The organism is Nonomuraea aurantiaca (assembly GCF_020215705.1).
GTDB lineage: Bacteria > Actinomycetota > Actinomycetes > Streptosporangiales > Streptosporangiaceae > Nonomuraea > Nonomuraea aurantiaca.
Window position 1 is genome coordinate 351,899 of sequence record NZ_JAIWNB010000008.1, and the last position, 19,111, is coordinate 371,009.

The 19,111-nt window shown below is 70.1% G+C and carries 16 protein-coding genes; 9 read left to right on the top strand and 7 right to left on the bottom strand.

Annotated features, from left to right (window positions below):
- Positions 1–79 precede the first annotated feature (79 nt).
- The 3 genes from LDL49_RS58440 to LDL49_RS21835 all read left to right on the top strand — a co-directional run bounded on the left by LDL49_RS58440 (position 80) and on the right by LDL49_RS21835 (position 3,340).
- Positions 80–922: an AraC family transcriptional regulator gene (locus tag LDL49_RS58440; RefSeq protein WP_225292955.1), complete on the top strand. Its 843-nt coding sequence runs from the start codon at positions 80–82 to the stop codon at positions 920–922.
- Positions 923–1,499: 577 nt separating this feature from the next.
- A complete protein-coding gene (locus LDL49_RS21830; RefSeq protein WP_225292956.1) occupies positions 1,500–1,931 on the top strand; it encodes a type II toxin-antitoxin system PemK/MazF family toxin in 432 nt (143 codons plus the stop codon).
- Between the two features lie 41 nt (positions 1,932–1,972).
- Positions 1,973–3,340: an NAD(P)/FAD-dependent oxidoreductase gene (locus tag LDL49_RS21835; protein WP_225292957.1), complete on the top strand. Its 1,368-nt coding sequence runs from the start codon at positions 1,973–1,975 to the stop codon at positions 3,338–3,340.
- Between the two features lie 248 nt (positions 3,341–3,588).
- Here LDL49_RS21835 and LDL49_RS21840 read toward each other — a convergent pair whose 3' ends face one another.
- Positions 3,589–4,167, bottom strand: coding sequence for a TetR/AcrR family transcriptional regulator (locus LDL49_RS21840; RefSeq protein WP_225292958.1), 579 nt, complete (start codon positions 4,165–4,167; stop codon positions 3,589–3,591).
- Positions 4,168–4,261: 94 nt separating this feature from the next.
- On the opposite strand from LDL49_RS21840, the gene LDL49_RS21845 reads away from it, so the two are divergent.
- The 4 genes from LDL49_RS21845 to LDL49_RS21860 all read left to right on the top strand — a co-directional run bounded on the left by LDL49_RS21845 (position 4,262) and on the right by LDL49_RS21860 (position 8,443).
- The gene (locus LDL49_RS21845; protein ID WP_225292959.1) at positions 4,262–5,050 is read left to right on the top strand and encodes an SDR family oxidoreductase; all 789 of its coding nucleotides are present in this window, start codon (positions 4,262–4,264) and stop codon (positions 5,048–5,050) included.
- A 90-nt stretch (positions 5,051–5,140) separates the two neighbouring features.
- A complete protein-coding gene (locus tag LDL49_RS21850) occupies positions 5,141–6,262 on the top strand; it encodes an MBL fold metallo-hydrolase (protein ID WP_225292960.1) in 1,122 nt (373 codons plus the stop codon).
- A complete protein-coding gene (locus tag LDL49_RS21855; RefSeq protein WP_225292961.1) occupies positions 6,244–7,503 on the top strand; it encodes an MFS transporter in 1,260 nt (419 codons plus the stop codon). Before LDL49_RS21850 ends, LDL49_RS21855 begins: the two co-directional genes overlap by 19 nt.
- A gap of 25 nt (positions 7,504–7,528) precedes the next feature.
- Positions 7,529–8,443 carry a pirin family protein gene (locus tag LDL49_RS21860; RefSeq protein WP_225292962.1) on the top strand — a complete coding sequence of 305 codons (915 nt, stop codon included), beginning with the start codon at positions 7,529–7,531 and terminating at the stop codon, positions 8,441–8,443.
- Between the two features lie 176 nt (positions 8,444–8,619).
- On the opposite strand, the gene LDL49_RS21865 is transcribed toward LDL49_RS21860, so the two are convergent.
- Together LDL49_RS21865 and LDL49_RS21870 are read right to left on the bottom strand one after the other, a co-directional pair.
- Positions 8,620–11,025 carry a protein kinase domain-containing protein gene (locus tag LDL49_RS21865; protein WP_225292963.1) on the bottom strand — a complete coding sequence of 802 codons (2,406 nt, stop codon included), beginning with the start codon at positions 11,023–11,025 and terminating at the stop codon, positions 8,620–8,622.
- Between the two features lie 33 nt (positions 11,026–11,058).
- Positions 11,059–12,246 (bottom strand): Lrp/AsnC family transcriptional regulator, encoded by a 1,188-nt coding sequence (locus tag LDL49_RS21870; RefSeq protein ID WP_225292964.1) that lies wholly within the window; start codon positions 12,244–12,246, stop codon positions 11,059–11,061.
- Between the two features lie 136 nt (positions 12,247–12,382).
- Between LDL49_RS21870 and LDL49_RS21875 the strand changes: the two genes are divergently transcribed.
- Both LDL49_RS21875 and LDL49_RS21880 read left to right on the top strand, forming a co-directional pair.
- A complete protein-coding gene (locus LDL49_RS21875; protein ID WP_225292965.1) occupies positions 12,383–13,852 on the top strand; it encodes an MFS transporter in 1,470 nt (489 codons plus the stop codon).
- Positions 13,853–13,890: 38 nt separating this feature from the next.
- Positions 13,891–14,277: a hypothetical protein gene (locus LDL49_RS21880; RefSeq protein ID WP_225292966.1), complete on the top strand. Its 387-nt coding sequence runs from the start codon at positions 13,891–13,893 to the stop codon at positions 14,275–14,277.
- Between the two features lie 327 nt (positions 14,278–14,604).
- On the opposite strand, the gene LDL49_RS21885 is transcribed toward LDL49_RS21880, so the two are convergent.
- The 4 genes from LDL49_RS21885 to LDL49_RS21900 all read right to left on the bottom strand — a co-directional run bounded on the left by LDL49_RS21885 (position 14,605) and on the right by LDL49_RS21900 (position 19,110).
- On the bottom strand, positions 14,605–15,261 hold the full coding sequence (locus LDL49_RS21885) for a hypothetical protein (protein ID WP_225292967.1): 657 nt from the start codon (positions 15,259–15,261) through the stop codon (positions 14,605–14,607).
- 335 nt (positions 15,262–15,596) lie between these two features.
- The gene (locus LDL49_RS21890; protein WP_225292968.1) at positions 15,597–16,526 is read right to left on the bottom strand and encodes an ABC transporter permease; all 930 of its coding nucleotides are present in this window, start codon (positions 16,524–16,526) and stop codon (positions 15,597–15,599) included.
- A 44-nt stretch (positions 16,527–16,570) separates the two neighbouring features.
- Positions 16,571–17,557, bottom strand: a complete 987-nt coding sequence (locus LDL49_RS21895) for an ABC transporter permease (RefSeq protein WP_225292969.1) — start codon at positions 17,555–17,557, stop codon at positions 16,571–16,573.
- Positions 17,554–19,110, bottom strand: coding sequence for a sugar ABC transporter ATP-binding protein (locus tag LDL49_RS21900; RefSeq protein ID WP_225292970.1), 1,557 nt, complete (start codon positions 19,108–19,110; stop codon positions 17,554–17,556). Before LDL49_RS21900 ends, LDL49_RS21895 begins: the two co-directional genes overlap by 4 nt.
- Position 19,111: the final 1 nt, after the last annotated feature.

The following is a 19,111-nucleotide window of genomic DNA, read 5'->3' on the forward strand; positions in this document are numbered from 1 at the left end:
CACCCGCGCGCCGGCGCAACGGCGATGCGCGTTGCGACGGCGCCAGGAAATGTCGTAGCCGGAGCGTAGGGTGCGGCACGTGCGTTCAGCAGTCCGTCTCGGCACCGGGTCCGGGTTCACCCTCGACGCGGTGACCTGCCACGACGATCACCGCAAGTGGTCGCCGCCCGAAACGAGCTCCGCCTACCGGGTGGTCCTGGTGCGCCGCGGCCGCTTCCGCCGCAAGGCCGACGGGCGGGCCGCCGTGGTGGATCCGACGATGGCCTATCTCGGCATTCCTGGCGAAGAGGAGCATTTCGCACACCCGGCGGGTGGCGACGTGTGCACCTCTCTGTGCGTGACGCCTGACCTGTGGCGCTCGCTCGCGGGAGACAATGTGGCGCCCTCCCGCTCCACGATCTACGTGGACGCCCGCCTCGACCTGGCGCACCGCCGCTTCCTGGCCGCCGCCCGCACCGGCGACACGGCTTTCGAGCTCGCCGAAGCCCTGCTGCCCCTCCTCTCCACCGCCCTCGCCCAGCTCGCCCCCATGCCGGCGCGGCGGGGCAGGGCTCCGGCGAGCTCGGAGGTGATCATGGAGGGTGCCAGGGAGGCCATCGTCGCGGGCCATCCCGCCGCCGACGGGCTCCTGCCGCTGGCGAAGTTCCTGGCCGTCTCGCCGTACCAGCTGAGCCGGGCCTTCACCCGAGAGCTCGGCATCTCCCTGACCCACTACCGCAACCGGGTACGCGTCGGGCGGGCCCTCGACCACCTGGAGGGCGGCGCGGCGAACCTGGCGCTACTGGCCGCCGAGCTGGGGTTCGCCGATCAGGCCCATCTGACCCGCACGGTCCGCCGCCACGCCGGCCGCACCCCGGCGGCGCTGCGCCGCCTGCTCGCCCCTTCTGGATCGCCGACGGAGGGCCCGCCTCGTGACCGTTGACGTGTTGACATCGCCGTCGCGGTCCCCGGTCCCCGGTCCCCCGCCATTGCGCCGACCTCGCCTCCGCCCCCCGTCACTCGCCCCCGACGCCCGTCACTGCCCCGGCTCCGCCCCTGGCCCTAGCGCCGTCGCTGTCCCTGTCCTTATCCCCCATCCCTGTCCCCGGTCGCTGTCCCCCGTCGCGGTCCCTCTCCCCGGCGCCGCACCGTTCGGGACGGTCTGGCACCTGCTCACCCACCCAGTGGCGCGCTCGGGGTTGGTCCAGGCCTATCCGGCATCCCAGGCGAGAAGGAGCATTCCGCGCATTCGGCGGGTGGCGACCTGTGCACCTCATTGCGTGTGCCGCCGAGTCTGTGGCGCTCGCTCCTCAAGCACGCCGGCGTGTACACCTCACTCTGCATACCGCCGGATCTGTGGCCCTCGCTCCCGAAGCACGCTGGATCCACAGCAGGACTCCCGCCCCTGCCTCGCGGATCTGAGCACGATCGCCGCCTCCCGTTTGCCGACATATCGTGGCGTTCCCGGACAGCCGCACCGGATTCGATCAACGACGGCCCGGTGGCGTAAGCTCCCTCGCGTGCGTGATTCAGGTGAGGACCCCCGGCCCGCCCGCGGTGCGGTGCGGGAGATCCACTCGCTCAGCCAGGCGGCGACCCTGTCCTACTCCCCCGACCTCGACGGACTGGCCGACCCCGGCGAGATCGTCTGGGCGTGGGTGCCCTACGAGGAGGACCCGGAGCGCGGCAAGGACCGGCCGCTGCTGATCGTGGGCCGCACCGGCCGCAGGCTGCTGGGCATGATGCTGTCCAGCCAGGGCGACGACGGTCCCGACTGGCTGGAGGTCGGCATGTGGGGGCGCGACGGCAAGACGTCCTACCTGCGGCTGGACCGCGTGTTCGCGCTGGACGAGGACGACATCAGGCGCGAGGGCGCGGTGCTCGACGGCGCGCGGTTCGCCCGTGTGGCGAGCCAGCTCATGAACACGTACGGCTGGACCGCCAGCGGCTGACCCGCTTCGTTCGGCCTCCTCCGGGCTGCGACCATGGGGACATGCGTGTTGCGGTGATCGGGAGCGGGATCGTCGGAGCGGCCGCGGCCTGGCACCTGAGCGGGCGCGGGGTGTCCGTGACGGTGGTGGACGGGGCTTTCACAGGGCGGGCGACGGAGGCCGGCGCGGGGATCGTGTGCCCGTGGGTCGACCATACCGACGACGACGCCTGGTACGCGCTGGCGCGTGAGGGGGCTCGCAGTTACCCGGATCTGGTGTCGGCGCTGGGCGAGGACATCGGGTACGCGCGGGTGGGGGCACTGCTGGTGGCCCCGGACCCGGTCGAGCTGGAGCCGGTACGCGCCCTGCTGCAGCGCCGCCGTCCGGAGGCACCCGAGATGGGGGACATTACGGAAATCGTGGCGCCGTCGGCGCTGTTCCCCCCTCTCAGGGAGGGCCTGAGCGCGATCCACGTGCCGGGGGCCGCTCGGGTGGACGGTCGGGCAGTACGCGACGCGCTCCTCCGCGCCGCCGTCCGCCAAGGCGCCGACCTCCGTACGGGCACCGCGGCCCTCACCCCCGACGGCGGCCTGCTCCTCCGCACCACCCCCGGCGCGCCCGGCCCAGAGCCGACAACGGAGCCGCAGTTCGGGGAGTCGGGGATACCGAGCGACAGACTCAGGTCTCCGGGCGATGGAGCGGGAGTTCCCAGCAACAGACTCAAGTCTCCGGACGATGGAGTGGGAGGCCCCAGCGACAGACCCAAGTCCCCGGCGCGGATGCCGAGCGAGAGGCCCAAGTCCCCGGCTGAGGGAGCGGCGATGCCCGGCGACCGGCTCAAGCCCTCGGCTGAGGGACCGGGGGTGCCGAGCGAGAGGGTCCGCGGGCCGGTCGAGGAGGCCGGGGTGCGCGTGGCGGCGGATGTGGTGATCGTCGCCGCCGGGGCCTGGAGCGGGGAGGTGTGCCGGGGGCTGGGGGTGGAGATCCCGGTGTTCCCCAGGCGGGGGCAGATCGTGCATGCTGCCCTCGACGGCGTGGACACCGCCTCCTGGCCGATCGTGCTGCCCCGGAGCGGGCCGTACCTGCTGGGGTTCCCCGGCTCGCGACTGGTGGTCGGCGCGACCGTGGAGGACGCCGGGTTCTCGCCGTACGTCACCGTCGGCGGCGTCCACGAGGTGCTGGCGGCGGGCCTGCGGCTGGCGCCCGGCCTGGACGGCGCGAGGGTGGTGGAGACGAGGGTGGGCCTGCGGCCGGTGTACGCGGCGGGCACGGCGCTCATCGACCGGCTCACCGAGCGGGTGGTGGTGGCGACGGGCCTGAGCGCGTACGGCCTGACGGCCGGCCCGTTCACCGGCCGGCTCGCCGCCGCGCTCGCCCTGGGCGAGACCCCACCCATCGACATCAGCCCGTACGCGTACGTCCCCGCCTGAGCCCACTCATCGACATCAGCCCGTACGCGCACGTTCCCACCTGAGCCCACCCATCGACCTCCGGCCCCTGGACGGCGGGCAGACGACCAACCCTGACCCCGATCGGTGCCCACACCGCGTCGCAGGGCATCGACCGGACCCGGTCAACACCGACACCACCCAGCAGGACAACTAGCCCAAAGCGCCCACACCGCGTCGCAGGGAATGTACTGGGCCCCGGTCAACGCCGACGCCACCCCGTAGGACGACTAGCCCAAGCCCCGGTCAGTGCCGACGCCGCGGAGCAGGGTGTCGACCAGGAGCGTGGCCAGGGTGTCGGCGTCGTCGCCCTGGCTCTGCGCGGCCTCGTGGATCAGCGCGTAGTAGACGCGCCTGGCCCACGCCGGATCCACGTCGGCCCGCAGCAGGCCGGTGGCCTGCGCCTTGAGGAACAGCCGCTCGCACCTGTCCTCGACCTCTGAATGCACGCGGGCCACCTCGGGATCCGACGACGCGCGGCTCATCGCGAAGCCCCAATCGATCTTCACCCGCAGCACGCTGGCCGTGACCTGGTAGAGCGCGACCAGCGGCGGCGTGGTCTCGGGGTTGGCGGAGTCGACCGCCGCCGCGAACTGCCGCGTGGCCCACCCCTCCATCGCGCTGACCAGGGCATCGCGGGACGCGAAACGCCGGTGCACGGTCGTGCGGGCGACCCCGGCCGCCTCGGCGATCTGCTCCATGCTGGCCGACGGATTCTTGCTGAGCACGCGCTCGGCCGCCTCGAGGATCGTGCGTACGGTCCGTTCGGCGTCGGAACGCAGCGCGCGCCCCTGCTGACTCGCTTCCACGGTGCAACCATACACTCCAGAGTTGCAACACTGATGTTGCAAGTGCTACGTTCTTGGCATCACCATCGATGCACTTACGGAGGTACGCATCACCATGGACATGCGACTCACCGGCAAGACCGCCGTGGTCACCGGCGCCAGCAGGGGTCTCGGTCTCGCCATCGTCGCCGCGCTGCGAGCGGAGGGGATGCGGGTCGTGGCCGGTTCGCGGACGATCTCACCCGAGCTGAAGGAGACGGGCGCGACGGCGATCGCGGCCGATCTGTCCAGCGCCGAAGGCCCGGCCGAGCTGATCGGCACCGCCCTGGCCGAGCTGGGCGAGCTCGACCTGCTGGTCAACAACGTGGGCGGCGGTGACGGCGGCGAGGGACAACTGGACGGGTTCCTGGGCTTCACCGAGGAACACTGGCACCAGACCCACGATCTCAACTTCCTCAGCGCCATCCGCGCCACTAGGGCCGCCCTGCCCAGCCTGCTGCGCCGAGGCGGGGCCGTGGTCAACATCTCCTCCAACGGCGCTCGCATGCCGCACGCCGGCCCGATCACCTACACCACGGCCAAGGCCGCGCTGACCGCGTTCGGCAAGGCGCTGGCCGAGGAGTTCGGGCCGCAGGGGGTGCGGGTCAACACCGTCTCCCCCGGCGCCTGCCGCACTTCGATGTGGGAAGACCCCAGTGGTTACGGCGCGGCACTCGCGGCCAAGATGGGCCTGGAGCACGAGCAGCTCCTGGCCGGGCTGCCGTCGAGCGCGGGGATGACGACGGGCAGGTTCGTCGCTCCCGAGGAGGTCGCCGCCCTGGTGACCTATCTGGCCTCACCGCACGCCGCGAGCATCAACGGCGCCGATTACGTCATCGACGGCGGCGCGATCAAGACGGTCTGAATCTATCGCGATATATCGTCCAAATCGGGAACATCGGAGATATCGCGATCAGTTGAGTGGTGTGGACCGACTTTCAGGGGAGTGTGAGCGATGGCGAGACTGCGGACTATACGACGGCTTCTCGTAGGCGGGGCGGCCTTGGCCGCGGCGGGCTGGGCCCTGCGCGACGTACCCGCCGAGCTGGGTGTGCGGCCTTTGACCTCGGGACCGGACCGGGCGGCCAGGGTGCGGCGCTCACCGCAGTTCAAAGACGGCGCCTTCTACAACCCGATGCCGGAACCCACCGCCATGATGACCGCGCCGCCCGCGGGTCTGCTGCGCGAGATGTCCAAGGACAGGGACCTGCGCCGCCCGTCCGGCCCTGTTCCGCTGCGTGTCCCGCCGACCGGCGACCCGTCGCCGACCGGGCTGAGAGCGATCTGGTACGGCCACGCCTCCACGCTGGTGGAGATCGAGGGGCGTCGAGTGCTGTTCGACCCGGTGTGGAGCAGGCGGCCGTCGCCGTCGCAGCTTGTCGGGCCGAAGCGGCACCACCCGGTGCCCGTCCCGCTGAACCGGTTGCCGCAGGTCGACGCGATCGCGATCTCGCATGACCACTACGACCACCTCGACATGGGGACCGTGCGCTCGCTCACCGCGACGCAGAAGGCGCCCTTCCTGGTGCCGCTGGGCATCGGCGCCCATCTGGAGCGGTGGGGCGTGCCCGCCTACCGGATCATCGAGCTCGACTGGAACGAGGAGGCCGAGGTGGCCGGGCTGCGCTTCGTCGCGACGGCCGCCCGCCATTTCTCCGGCCGCGTGCTCACCCGCAACGACACGCTGTGGGGCTCCTGGGTGGTGGCCGGAGCGAGCAAGCGGGTCTTCTACGCGGGCGACTCCGGCTACTTCGAGGGTTACCGGGGCATCGGATCGGCGCACGGCCCGTTCGACCTGACGCTGATGCCGATCGGCGCCTACAGCCCCTCCTGGCCCGACATCCACATGAACCCCGAAGAGGCGGTCAACGCCCACCTCGACCTGGGCGGCCGGCTGCTGTTGCCGGTGCACTGGGCGACGTTCACCTTGGCGCTGCACCCGTGGGCGGAGCCGGTGGAGCGGCTGTGGCGCGAGGCGAAGGCCCGCGACGTCGAGATCGTGGTGCCGCGCCCCGGTGAGGCCGTGGACACCGACGGCGCTCCGGCCGTCGACGGCTGGTGGGAGACCCTGGGCTGACCACCTTCGACCACACCCGGCGGGCCTGCTACGCCGGATATGTCACCCAGGCCATCGTCAACAACCTGGCGCCACTGCTGTTCATTGTCTTCCAGACGCGCTACCAGGTGCCGTACGAGATGCTGGGCCGCCTGGTCCTGCTCAACTTCGCCACCCAGCTCGTCACCGACCTGATCGCGGTCAAGGTGGTGGACCGGACGGGCTACCGCGCGCCCCTGGTGCTGGCGCACGTGTTCAGCGTGGCCGGGCTGGTGCTGCTGGCGGTCGCTCCGTCGGCGCTGCCTTCGCCGTACATAGGGCTGGCTGTGGCCGTGGTGGTCTACGGGATCGGCGGCGGTCTGCTGGAGGTCCTGGTCAGCCCGGTGGTGGACGCCCTGCCCGCACCGGCTGAGCACCGCGCCGCCAGGATGAGCCTGCTGCACTCCTTCTACTGCTGGGGCCAGGTCGCCGTCGTGCTCGGCACGACGCTGGTGCTGGCCTGGATCGGCGACGCGGCCTGGCAGGCGCTGCCGCTGCTGTGGGCGTGCGTACCCCTGGCCGGCCTGGTGCTCTTCCTGCGGGTCCCGCTGCCCGCGACGGTGCCCGACGAGCACCGGACCGGGCTCGGGACACTGCTGCGGACACCGTCCTTCGCGGCGGCGCTGCTGCTGATGCTCTGCGCGGGCGCGGCCGAGCTGACCATGTCGCAGTGGTCCTCGCTCTTCGCCGAGCAGGGGCTGGGCGTGGCCAAGGTGTGGGGGGACCTCGCGGGACCATGCCTGTTCGCGGTACTCATGGGGCTCGGCCGGATCGCCTACGGTCTCTGGGGCAGTCGGATCCCCCTGCTGCCGGCCGTGATCGCCTGCGGCGCGCTGGCCACCGCCTGCTACCTCGCCGCCGCCCTGGCCCGGGACCCGGTGCTCAGCCTGGTCGGGTGTGCGGTGTGCGGGCTGGCGGTCAGCCTGATGTGGCCGGGGACGTTCAGCCTGACGACCGCCCGCTTCCCGTTGGGCGGGACCGCGATGTTCGGGGTCCTGGCGATGTTCGGCGACGCGGGGGCGGCGGCGGGTCCGTGGCTGGCGGGCGCCGTCGCCCAAGGGGGGCCGCTCGTCCCCCAGGGCGGCTTGCTCGGCGATGGCTCCGGACTCCGTGCCGGGCTGCTGGTCGGCACCGTCTTCCCGCTCGCGGTGGTCGTGGTCGGCACCGCGCAGTCGCTCCTGGTCCGCCGCCGGGCCTCCGCTCCCGCCCCCGCCGAGAGCTGATCCATGCCGTCGTACAGTTCATAACGTGAGCAACCTGGAGCAGGACCCCAACGAGATCCGCTGCGGCGCCGAGAGCGGTGGCGAGACCGAGGTGCTCGCCGGGCGCGCGGTGCCGCTGGGCGGTCCGCGCGGCATGTCGGTGAGCAGGACACTGCCCAACGCGCACCGCCGCATGATCGGCGCCTGGTGCTTCGTGGACGCCTACGGCCCCGAGGTGGCGGTGATGCGGGTGCCTCCGCATCCGCACACCGGCCTGCAGACCGTGAGCTGGCTGCTCGCCGGCGAGGTGCTGCACCGCGACAGCGTCGGCAGTCTCCAGGAGGTACGCCCCGGCCAGCTGAACCTGATGACCGCCGGGCACGGCATCTCCCACTCGGAGGAGTCGCCCGAGACGCTGCTGCACGGCGTTCAGCTGTGGGTGGCGCTGCCCGGCGCGGACCGGCGGACCGCGCCCGGGTTCGAGCACCACGCGTCACTGCCCGTGCGGTCCGGCCCCGGGTTCGACGCCACGGTGATCATGGGGTCGCTCGGCGGCGTGACCTCGCCCGCGACCACCTACAGCCCCTTGGTGGGCGCCGAGCTGGCCGTCGAAGGGAGCGCCGAGGTGCCGCTCGACCCCGCCTTCGAGCACGGAGTGCTGCTGCTCGACGGGGAGGTCGACCCGCTGGAGGCGGGACCGCTGCTCTATCTGCCGCCGGGCCGCGACCTGTTGCGGTTGAGCGGGCGCGGGCGGGTGCTGCTGATCGGCGGCGAGCCGTTCGGCGAGGAGATCGTGATGTGGTGGAACTTCGTCGGCCGCGGCCACGACGAGATCGTCGCGTTCCGCAAGGAGTGGATGGAGGGTGAGGGGTTCGGCGCCGTCGAGGGGTTCGACGGCGGCCCGCTCCCCGCGCCCATCCTGCCGGGCACCCGGCTGCGGCCCAGGGGTCGCGTCCGCTAGTCCTGTCTTTTCGCACATACCGCCTTGTCGTAGGTCAGCCGCTAGGGCTGATCCAGCACTCGGTGTCATCGGTGCAGCTCGTGGACAGCGACCTGCGGAGAACCGGGCTGGTTCCGGAGACGTGCCGAAGCTGGGCTAGTTGTTCTGGGCTGGTTCCGGTGCCTGCGGGAATTGGGCTAGTTCCGGCGTGGGAAGGTGTAGATCACGTCCATGTTCGAGCTGTTCGTCGGTATCTCGGCCAGCAGGCGCAGCGCGGTGCCCGTGAAATCGACCACCTGTATCTGCTGCTTGTCCGCGCTCGCGTCGGGCCTGACCCAGCAGACTAGATGGCTGTCGTCGTACCAGGTGGCCAGGCCGGTGCAGGGGGACTCGAAGCGCTTCAGCTCGGCGCCGGTCTGGGCGTCGTAGACGCAGTTGTTGCCGCTGCCCAGACCGGGGCAGTTGGTGACGAACTGCTTGCCCGACGGCGAGAACAGCGACTCGGCGATACCCGACCCCACGTTCGGGATCCGGCGCACCCGCAGCCCGTTCGCGTCGAAGAAGCGCAGCGCCTGCTGCTTGGCGTCGTTCGACAGGGCCACCACGCCCGTGTCTGCCTGGTCGAAGCCGTAACGGATGCCGTGCAGCGAGCCCTCCCTGAGCGAGGCGACCGTGGCCTGCCTGGTGGCGACGGTCACGATCGCGAACCCGGTCGACTGCCAGACCCCCTTCACCGGGTTGCCGACGTTGAACAGCAGACGGCCGCTGTCACGCGACCACCCCTGCACGTACGCGCTGAGCGGCTGGCGCGAGGTCTTGACCGTGAACGTCTCACCCGACACCTTGTCGGTGATCTTGACGCTGTCGTAGCCGTCGACGAAGATCTTGCCGCGCTGGGCCAGGTACCGGCCGTTGGGCGACAGCATGCTCTCCCACATGTCCGGATATTTCGTGAACGGTCCGGCCAGCGAGTCCCGGGCGTAGTAGATCCAGTCCTGGGTCTTGGCGTCGCGGACCATGTAGGTGGTGAGCCTGACGGCGTCGCCCGGATTCTCGTAGATGACCGCGGCGGTGCCTGGGAGCGTCGAGGTGACCAGGTTCGCGGTGGGAACGACCGCCGGGACCGCGGATGTGGCCGTGCCTTCGGCGCTCGGGGAGGAGGTCGGGGTCGACGGAACGGGCAGGTTGGTCAGCGCGACGGCCACCACGGCGACGGTCGCGACGATGGCCACGGCCGCGGCGATCGCCGCCACCACATAGCTCTTCTTCGCGCCCGATCGGGGCGGCGGCAACTGGGGGCCGGAGCCGTACTGCGGGGCCTGCCCCTGCGTGGTCGAGGGGGCCCACTGCGGCTGCTGGTGCGGCCCCGACTGCGCTTGCGGACCTTGTGGTGGCGGACCCTGTGGGATCGGACCCTGTAGTGGTGGGCCCTGTGGTGGCGGACCTTGTAGTGGCAGTCCCTGTGGGATCGGGCCTTGTGGTGGCAGGCCCTGTGGGATCGGACCTTGGAGTGGTGGTCCGTACGGGTGCGGTTGCGGTCCCTGGGGATACGGCCCCTGGGGATACGGCCCCGACTCCGCGTACGGAGCCTGGGGGTACGGCCCCGATTGCGCGTACGGAGCCTGACCGTATGAGGGTTGTCCATACGGGGGCTGCAGGGGGAACCCCGGCCCCGGCTGGGACGGAGGCTGAGGCACAGGCGAGGGGTGGGACGGAGGCTGAGGTGGAACCGAGGGGTGGGGCGGGGAGCCGCTGACCACGGCGGCCGCCTGCTCCAGCTCGGCGGGGTTCGACGTGGGATGCTCCAGCAGCCGCATGATCACCTGCTCGGCGGTGGGCCGCCGGACGGGATCCTTCGACAGGCAGGCGGCCACGAGTTCGCGCAGCGGCCCGGTCAGCGAGGACAGATCGGGCTCGTTGTAGAGCACCTGGTCGACGATCTCCGGCACCGACTCCGCCTCGAACGGCCCGGTGCCCGTAGCGGCGAACACGATGGTGCTCCCCCACGCGAACATATCAGCGGCCGGTCCCACCGGCTGTCCCAGCACCTGTTCCGGCGCCATGAACGCGGGCGTCCCCACCGGGGTGGAGGTGATCGTGGAGGTGGCGTCGAGCGCCTTGGCGATGCCGAAGTCGATCACCCGGGGGCCTTCGCCGGCGAGCAGCACGTTGTTCGGGCTGAAGTCGCGGTGCACGATGCCCGCCTGGTGGATGGCGGCCAGTGCGGTGACGCTACCGATGGCCAGCCGGTACAGGGCGGCGTCCGCGCGCGGCCCCTCCTCGGTAACCACCTGCCGCAGCGGCGGCCCCTCGACGTACTCGCTGACGATGAACGGCCGCTCCTCGTACACCCCGGTCGCCAGCACCTTCGCGGTGCAGAACGGCGCCACCCGCTGCGCCACGGCCGCCTCCCGCGCGAACCGCTCGGCCGCGACCTCATCGCCCGCCAGGTTCGGGCGTAACCACTTGATGGCGGCCTGGTCGCCCTGCTCGTCGACGCCCAGATAAACGACGCCTTGTCCGCCTTCTCCCAGCCGTCCGCGGATCTCATAACCTCCGAGACGGGCGGGATCTCCTGCTCTCAGCTCACTCATCGACGGCATGACCAAATTATGGGCATGCTTCTTGCGAATGACTTAACTAGCTCTGTCTGGAAATTTCGTGTCAGTACGCATGGACGACGGTGCGCGGGTGCCTGTCGGAATCAGTGGGCCCGCTGCCTTGACGGTGTGCAACACGGGAGCCGTTTCGAGGGTGTGAATGGCATTGAGGCCACCCAGCCGATGGGTGAGGTAATCGTGCAGATCGGCAGGGCTGCGGCAGAGCGCGTTGGCCAGCAGGTTGGTCCGGCCGGTGGTGGCGGCCACCAGGGCGAGTTCACGGTGACCGGCCAGGGTGGTCGCGACGCGGTCGAGGTCGCCGGGCTGGACGGACATCCAGAGCAGGGCTTGGGTGGTGGCCCCGAGGACGGCGGGGGCGACCTCGACATCGAAGAAGATCGTTCCGCTGGCCCGAAGTTCGGCCAGACGACGGGCGACGGTGGCCTGGGACACTCCGGTGGCCGCGGCGAGGTCGGCGTGCGTGGCCCGGCCGTCGTGACGCAGAGCGTCGATCAGGTCATGATCGACGCGCGCCAGCGTCGGTCGGCCAGCCGACGGATGGGTCGACGTCGGCTGGTCGGCCGACGGATGGGGTGGCGGCGATGGCTGGCCGACCGACGGATCGGTCAGCGTTGACTGGCGGACCGACGGATGAGGTGGCGGCGATGGCGGGTGGCCCGACTGATCGGGCGGCGATGGCCGGCGGGTCTGCGGATCAGTGTCGCGGGCCTGTGCGAGCTGCTGTTGCTGCTGGTCGGTGAGGGTCTCGAGGCGGCCTCGCCACCCGGTCGGGCCGCCCAGATAGGTGTGCAGCAGGCAGTGGGCGGAGACCGCGGTGATGCCTGCCCTTCGGGGGATGTCGTGCAGCAACAGTGAGGGTACGGCCTGCGCGCCGCTCGGCGCGTGGATGACGGCGAAGATCTCCGTGCCTCCGGAGGCCAGTTTGACCCACGAGGTGTCGGCTCGCCGGGCCAGCGAATGCGCAAGATCCCGCACGGTGGACGGGGTGGCGGTGAGCCGGATCATCCACTGGGTCTGGCCTGCCCGGTCCGGGTTGGGGAGCCCGACCACGCGCAGCGCGGCCTCGGCGCGCAGTCGCCGATAGCGGCGCGCCACGGTCTGCGCGGAGGTGCCGAGCACCTCGGCGATGCGGCCGAAGGGCGCCCGCCCGTCAATGCTCAGGGCGTGGATCAGCCCTCGGTCCACATCGTCGAGCGTGAGCATTTCCCTCACAAAACCGTCAGTCATGGAAGATAGTCTCCAACTATCTGTTCCGGATGGAACAACCGGCCCAGCCTCTTCCACTCTGGGACCCCGCCCCTCGATGGCGTGGGTTCGCGGAGTTGGAGAGGAACGTGGGATGTCAGTACGTGTGTCATCGCCCCCGAGGGCGACTTATCCGTGGCGGTGGGTGGCGCTGGCCTCATTGCTGCTGGCCGAGGCCATGAATCTGCTGGACTCGACGATCGTGCAGGTCGCCACACCGGCGATCCGGGCCGACCTGGGCGGGTCGGCGTCGGACATGCAGTGGTTCAGCACGGCGTACACCTTGCCTTTCGCCCTGCTGCTGATCACCGGAGGTCGGCTGGGTGACATCGCCGGTCGGCGGCTGGTCTTTCGGATCGGTGTCGCGGGGTTCCTGGGCGCGTCGCTGGCCTGCGCCCTGGCGGGCTCGGTCGGCATGCTGATCTGCTTCCGCGTCGTGCAAGGCGCCGCGGCCGCGGCGATCATTCCGCAGACCATCGGCCTGATCCGCGCCATGTTCGCCGGCGAGGAGATGTCCAAGGCATTGGGCAGCATCGGTCCCGTCATGGGTCTGGCCGCTGTCTGCGGTCCCATTCTCGGTGGCGTGCTGACCCAAGCCGACCTGTTCGGCTCGTCATGGCGGGCGGCGTTCCTGGTCAACGTCCCGCTCTGCGTCGCCGTGCTGGCCGTGGCGCCGACCCTGATCGAGGACCACGCGCCGCGGCGGCCGAGTCTCGACCCCGTCGGCACCGCACTGGCGATGCTCGGCACCGCTCTGATCGTCTACCCCCTGATCGGGGCCGGGACGGCGCACATGTCGACAGGGAGCTGGGTGGCCATCGGTCTCGGCCTGGCGGCCGTCCTCGGCTTCGCCCTGCAGCAGCGACGGAGAGCCGGGCTCGGCCGCAGCTCGCTGGTGGAGACCAGCCTGTTCGCGCACCGCGCCTTTCCGGCCGCGCTGGTGACGTCCGCGCTGTTCTTCGCGGTGACGACCGGGCTGATGTTCGTCGTGGTCCTGCACCTGCAATTGGGAGCGGGCTCCGACGCGCGCACCGCGGGACTGACCATGGCGCCTTGGTCGGTGGGCCTGGCGGTGTCGTCGTGGGTCGCGGGCGCGTATCTGGTTCCTCGTTACGGACGGCGAGTGATGTTCGCCGGACTCGCCACGCTGGCGCTGGGCATAGTGGCCGCTGTCGCCGCGTACCACGCGGCCGCCCCCATGACCTATCCCACGCCGCTGCTCGGCGCTCTGGGAGTCGCGGGTCTCGGCGTCGGGGTGTTCACGCCGTCGTTCTTCACCGCCGCGCTGAAACCCCTCAATCCTCAAGAGATCGGCTCAGCCGCCGGCCTGCTCAACGCCGTCCAGCAACTCGGCGCCACGCTCGGCGTCGCCGTCCTGGGCAGCGTCTACCTCGACGGCTCCATAGCCGGCTCGCCTGGTGACGCGGTGCAGGTGACCTGCTGCGTCGCGGGCGGCTTGCTCGTGGCGAGCTTCCTCTCCGCCGCGCTCATGACGGCGGCCGGGCCCCGGTTACAGGATCTTCATCCCGGGAGTAAAGAAGCCCTCCTCGATCTCGACTTGTGACGCAGCGCGATGTATTGATCACCGTTAGTATTCTCGGCATGACAACCCTCCAGGAGCTGGAGATCCGGGTAACGCGCCTCGAAGAGCGCTCGGACAACCAGCGAGAAGACATCAAGGTCATCGGCTCAGAGGTCTCCAAGATCCTTCTGACTCAGGACGAGATCCTGAAGGTCCAGCGTACGCACACGTCGAAAATCGACGCACTGGACGAGAAGCTCAATGAGCTCGCCACGGTGGTGGGCGGGCACAGTCAAACGCTAGCCGGGCACAGTCAAACGCTAGCCGGGCACAGTAAGACGCTAGCCGGGCACACCCAAACGCTGGCCGAGCACAGTAAGACGCTGGCCAAGCACACTCGGATGTTCGAGACGCTGTTCGCCCACTTCGGCATCCCCCTCCCCGCCGAAGACCCCCAGCACAACTAGTGCGGCGACCACGATGGCTCCCGGGCAGTTCGCCACACGACCGTCCCGATGCCCGTGACGGTCCGTGGCGGCTGGGGTCCTTTTAGCGGAATGCCCCTTCGGGGGACAGGAAGAAGACGGCCCGTCGTGGCACAGACCCCCTGAAGGGATACCTCCTCCGAAGGAGGCAAAGAAGACGGCTCGTCGCGACACGGGCCCCATGGAGGAATACCCCTCCGAGGAGCCGAGGAAGACGGCCCGTCATAGCTGCCCTTCGGGAAGAGGAAGAACGGATAGCCGGCTTCGCCTTTGGCGCCCGAGGCCGGGAGGCCCCGGGCGCCTCGGCCCTTACTTGTCGGAGAGTTTGTGGCCGCGGAAAATCGGGTGGTCGGTCTCCCAGTAGCGCCAGCCTTCGATTCTCGACGGAATGTCGGCGATACCGGTGGCGATTCTGACCTCGGCGCAGTTGTGGAGCCGGGCCCACTGGCCCCAGCCGATGCGGTAACCGAAGACGCGGTACCACATGTTTCCGTACTTGCCCGCGCTGATTGTCTGCGTGTAGTCGTGCCCCGTGAAGATCATGTGCCTCTTCTCGAGGTGTGGAGTGACCTCCCTGGTGAGCGCGCGGAGGATGTCCTCGGTGGTGACCGTGCTGCCGATCGTCTTGGCGACCGAGTCGGTGACCGATTTGGTCTTGGTCTTGTCGGCCTCCACGAAGGCGAGCACCTCATACTCGTGGTGGACCGAGACGGTCATCGAGCCGCCGGGACCGTCGGTGTACCTGGTGCGAGGAATGAAGAAGTTGTGGGGCCTCAGCGAGTGAGCCCTGATGAAGGTTCCCGGCTCGCAGCCGTTCCCACTGTCGGTCAGGACTGTCTTGTGGAACTTATGGAAGAAGTGGTGGTGGCGGTGGAACCGAGGGTCCGGCACCGGATCGGCGTTGGCCGGGATGGTCGTGATGCCGGCAAGGGCCACGGACAGGGGGGCCGCCACGGACAGCATCATCCGTCTTCTTGTCACCCGCCGCTTCGCCGGTCGGGTCGGTATGCCTGTGGCGTCGGCTCTCGAAGTGTGCGTGAACATAGAGGTACCGTTTCTTTTGGAGCGCGGCCAGCGGTCGCGGCTAACCCATTGGCCGGAAGACGGCCCATTTCTGCCCGCTGAGCAACCCAGCGTGACGATAAAGATGCTTACAGTCGCCACCGGTCTCCTCTCGACGCCACGCCGAAAGGGACTTCCCCGGACAGGGAAAGCAAAGGTGAATAAAACCTCAGTGCGTAATCGTCTCGCTGGTTCGAGAGGACACAGCCCCCGGAACTCCCCGGAGGCCACGCCACCGACTACGACAGCCGCTGCGCCTTGCTCAGCAGTCGCTGCGCCACCACCACCAGCGCCAGGAACGCCCCGCTGACCACCTGCTGAAAGGCCGACGTCAGGTTACCCACCTGGTTGATGAGGCTCTGGATCACGCCCAGCAGCAGGACTCCCGCCACCGTCCCGGTGATCCCGCCCGCGCCCCCGGTCAGCAGGGTGCCGCCGATGACGACGGCGGCGATCGCGTCCAGTTCCAGGCCGATGCCCAGGATCGTCACCCCGGACGAGAGCCGCGCCGCGTTCAGCGCGCCGGCGAGGCCGGCCAGCAGGGCCGACATCACGTACACGGTCACCTTGGTACGCGCCACGGGCACGCCCATGAGCGCCGCCGCCTGCTCGTTGCCGCCGATCGCGTAGACGTTCTGCCCGAAGCCGGTCCGTTGCAGCAGCACCATCGCGACCAGCGCCAGCGCCGCGGTGATGTACACGGGGTACGTCAGGCCGAGCAACTCCCCCTGCCCCAAGGACGCGAAAGCGGGATTTTTCACTAAATAGGTGGTTGCCCCTTCACCGGAAATGGCGAGCATCAACCCCCGCACACCCAACAAACCCGCCAATGTCACGATAAAAGGGGCCATACCGGTGCGAGCTATGACCAAGCCCTGGAGCAGGCCGACGACCCCGCACGCGCCCAGCGGCAGGGCCAGCGCCACGAGCAGGCCGTACTGGGACCCATAGGCCGCCAGCACCCCGCCCAGCACGAACAGCGATCCCACCGACAGGTCGATCCCGCCGCTGATGATCACGAACGTCATCCCGATCGCGATGATCGCCAGGAACGACGACGAGACCACCACGCTGGCCGCGTTCCCCGCTGTGGCGAAGGAGTCGAAGGCCACGCTGCCCACGATCACCAGCAGCGCCAGCACCATGAGCGCCCCGTGCTGCTGGAGCACCCGGCTCACCTGCTCACGCCGTAAAGAAGCAAAAGAAGCAGAGGTCATCGGTTCGCACGCTCCCTCGTGGCGTAGACGGCGGCCAGGATGATGACCGCCTGGACCATCTGGGTCCACGACTGCGGCAGGTTGTGCTTGATCAGTGTGGCCGCGAGCAACTGCATGAGCAGCGCGCCCATGACCGTGCTGAGCACCCTGATGCGCCCGCCGGTGAGCGGCGTGCCGCCGACCACGACGGCGGTGATCGCCGACAGCTCGATGAACAGGCCGAGCGACGTCGGGTCACTGGCCTGCAGGCGGGCCGTCGCCAGCACCCCGGCCAGCGCGGCGAGCAGCCCGGAGATGACGTACACGATCAGCAGCACCCGTTTGACCGGCAGCCCGGACAGCTCGCTGGCCGACCGGTTGCCGCCGATCGCGACGACCTGACGGCCGAACGTCGTGCGCCGCACCACGAACAGCACGATCAGCGTCAGCGCCGCCGCGATCAGCACGATGACCGGGATGCCGGCCACCGAGCTGCTGCCCAGCGCGATCAGCTCCGGGTTGCGGAACTCCACGAGCTGCGGCACCAGGACGTTGGCGATGCCGCGTACACCCACCAGCAGCGCCAGTGTGGCCACGATCGGCTGGACGCCCACGTAGGAGACCAGGGCACCGCCCGCCGCGCCGACGACCGCCCCGCCGATCACGGCGACGATCAGCGCGGGCAGCGCGCCGTAGCCCAGGTAGAGGGCGACGAGCGCGGCGGCCAGCGCCATGACCGACCCGACGGACAGGTCGATGCCCTGCGTGCCGATCACCAGCGCCATGCCCAGCGACACGATCACGATGGGCGTGACCTGGACGAACTGGGTGCGGAAGTTCGAGGCGTCGAGGAAGTGCGGCGTGAACAGCACGTTGAACAGCAGCAACGCCAGCACGGCCGCGTACACGCCGTAGTCCTGCACCCAGGCGAAGATCCGCGGTTTGAGGTCCGCCATCGACCTCGCCCCGCTCGGCGGCGCCGGTTTCGAGGTGAGCTCAGTCATCGGACCGCCCCGCGATCGTCGCCGTCGAGGTGAGCGCGGTCATCCGCGATCGTTGCCATGATCCTCTCCTCGGTCACCTCGTCGCCGGTCAGCTCCCCGACGACCGCGCCCTCGCGCAGCACCAGGATGCGGTCGGCGCCCTCGACCAGTTCCTCCAGGTCGGAGGAGATCAGCAGCACGCCCAGCCCCTCCTCGGCCAGCTCGTCGATCAGCGCCTGCACCTCGGCCTTGGCGCCCACGTCGATGCCCCGCGTGGGCTCGTCGAGCAGCAGCACCTTGGGGCGGACGGCCAGCCAGCGGGCCAGCAGGACCTTCTGCTGGTTGCCGCCGGACAGCTCCGACACGAGCTGGTTCGGCGAGGCCGCCTTGATGCGCAGCCGCCGCATGAAGATCTCGACCATCCGGTCGATCTTCGCGTCTGACACCACGCCCGCCCTGGCCAGGGCGGGCAGGGCGGCCAGCGCGATGTTCTCCCGGACGGACAGGGTCGGGACGATGCCTTCGGCCTTGCGGTCCTCGGGCAGCAGGCTGACGCCCGCCCTGATGGCCGCGGTGGTGGAGCCGCCGCGCAGCGGCAGCCCGGCCACGAGCACCTGCCCGCCGTCGAGGGGCATCGCGCCGACGATGGCCTTGGCGGTCTCGGTACGGCCGGCGCCGAGCAGGCCACCGAGACCCACGACCTCGCCGGGCCGTACGGACACGTCGATCCCGTCCAGGACGTGTCGCCGCGTGAGACCCCGCGCCTCGACGGCCGGTGGCCCCTGGCCGTCGGCGGCGCGGTGGCGGTCGCGGGAGAACCTGGTCAGGCCATCCGCTTTGACCTCGTTCAGCTCGCGGCCCAGCATGAGCGAGATGAGCTTGAGCCGGTCCAGTCCTGCGAGGGGCCCGGTGTGCGCGACGCGGCCGTCACGCAGCACGGTGACCCGGTCGCACACCTGGTAGAGCTCGTCGAGCCGGTGGCTGACGTACATGACGGCGATGCCCTCGTCGCGCAGCCGCCTGATCACCCCGAACAGCGTCTCGACCTCGCGCGGCTCCAGGGAGGAGGTCGGCTCGTCCATGATGACCACGCGGGCGTCGACGGCCACGGCCCTGGCCAGGGCGACCATCTGCTGGGCGCCGATGCCGAGCGTCCGCAGCGGCCGCCGGACGTCGGTCTCGACGCCGTAGCCGGACAGGACGCGGGCGGCTTCGGCGTACATCTTCGTGGCGTCGATGACCCCGAATCGGCCGCGTGGCTCGCGGCCGAGCAGCAGGTTGCGGGCGACGCTCATCATCGGGACGAGGTTGACCTCCTGGTAGATGGTGGAGATCCCGGCGCGCTGCGCGTCGAGCGGCGTGCCGAAGGCGGCGGGCGCGCCGTGGTGGCGCAGCTCGCCGCCGTCGGGATGGTACACGCCGGTGAAGACCTTGATCAGGGTGGACTTGCCGGCGCCGTTCTCCCCCACGAGGGCGTGCACCTCGCCGGGGAGGAGGGCGAGATGCACACCGTCGAGAGCGAGGACGCCGGGGAAGCGCTTGCTGATCCCCTTCGCCTCGAGAACCGCTGCCAAC